General features: G+C 57.6%; 2 protein-coding genes. Both read left to right on the forward strand.

Annotation, left to right across the window (positions count from 1 at the left end):
• The first annotated feature begins 77 nt into the window (after window positions 1-77).
• Window positions 78-1,064 (forward strand): P-type DNA transfer ATPase VirB11, encoded by a 987-nt coding sequence (gene virB11, locus Q0R02_RS02415; RefSeq protein WP_293880490.1) that lies wholly within the window; start codon window positions 78-80, stop codon window positions 1,062-1,064.
• Between the two features lie 26 nt (window positions 1,065-1,090).
• Window positions 1,091-1,707, forward strand: a 617-nt coding sequence (locus Q0R02_RS02420) for a type IV secretory system conjugative DNA transfer family protein (RefSeq protein ID WP_293880492.1), incomplete at its 3' end; no start/stop codon positions are given.

The following is a 1,707-nucleotide window of genomic DNA, read 5'->3' on the forward strand; positions in this document are numbered from 1 at the left end:
GGGCGTCGAAATGGCGATCTTTGCGGCACGCGACTTTGACTTTTCAAACGTCTACTCGCTGTCGCTTCGGCCATAGCGTGGTCGATCACGGGGTTCTCACCCACCATATGGCCCCTCTCGCCTTACTGCTTGAGCCCCATGATGTAACCGAACTGGTCATCAATCGACCGGGCGAAGTGGCCATCGAACGACAGGGCGTGTGGCAGTGGCATGAAATGCCCGAGCTGACTCTCGACTGGCTGACGACGCTCGGCACCGCGGCGGCTGGGTATACCCGCCAGGATATGTCCCCGGCAAAACCAATGTGTGCCACCTCGCTCCCCGGTGGCGAGCGCGTCCAGATCGTGACGCCGCCTGCTACGGTTTCAGGTGGCTATTCGATCACGATCCGAAAACCGTCAACGCGCACCTTCGGCCTTGACGAATTGACCGCTGGTGGATTGTTTGAATCTACAAGCGGAGCAGTCGGGCGCGACACGACGGCAGACGCCGAATTGCTGGCACTTAAAGTCGCGGGCCGTTGGCCCGAGTTCCTGTCGCTCGCGGTGAAATCGAAAAAGAATATACTGATTTCGGGCGCAACCGGATCGGGCAAAACAACGCTTTCGAAGGCGCTGATGCACTTGATCCCACCAGAGGAACGGCTGCTGACCATCGAAGACACGCGTGAATTGATGCTGCCCCACCGTAATGTTGTCCACATGCTTTATTCCAAGGACGGTCAGGGTCAGGCGAAAATTGGCCCCAAAGAACTGTTGGAGGCATCCCTCCGTATGCGCCCCGATCGCATATTGCTTCAGGAGCTTCGCGACGGGACAGCCTTCTACTATCTGCGGAATGTAAATTCAGGGCACCCGGGGTCAATTACGACAGTCCATGCGGATTCCGCTGAGTTGGCCTTCGAGCAACTGACATTGCTTGTGAAGGAATCAAATGGCGGCCGCGATCTCGTCCGTGCCGACATTCGCAGCCTGCTCCGGCTGCTTGTCGATGTCGTCGTCCAAACCAAAAAAGTAGATGGCCGCTTTGCCGTGACCGAGATCTTTTATGATCCGGTTCGCTGATTTGAAATCAGATTCGGGGATGCGCCATGTCGATTGAAGACAAGGTCTTCTATGCCGGGATGACGGTGATCTGGCTCGCGCTATCGCTGTTTTTTGGCGGCATCGCCGCAATGCTGTTCATGCAGGCGTGGCATGCCGATACCAGTCCGCTGATCCTACCGGCCTACTATTGGTATTATCGCCACAACCCATTTGTCATGGGCTGGCTGCTGCGGGGCATGTTTGGCACAGCGGTTCCGATCGGCGCGATGCTCTTCTACCTCTTCCGGAAACGAACCCGACTTTACGGTGAAGCGCATTGGGAAAGATCCGGTCGCCTGAAACGCCATGGCCTCAGGGCACAGCAGGGTATCTTTTTAGGGCGCGTTGCGGGCAAGGATCTCGTGCTCGGGCGGAGACGCCATGTCCTGCTGGAAGCCCCGACACGGACCGGCAAGGGCGTATCCATCGTGGTTATGAATCTGCTCCGCTGGGCGGGATCGACGGTCGTTCTCGATATGAAAAAGGAGAATTATGCGCTGACTGCCGGCTTCCGTTCGGTCGGGTTGCGCCAGCGCGTGATCATGTTCGATCCGTTCGAGCCCGAAGGCCGCACAGCGCGGTTCAATCCGCTGTCCTATATCGACAGGACCAACGAACTGGC

Origin of the sequence: Sphingomonas sp., from assembly GCF_025353885.1 — a bacterium.
Classification (GTDB): domain Bacteria; phylum Pseudomonadota; class Alphaproteobacteria; order Sphingomonadales; family Sphingomonadaceae; genus Sphingomonas_O.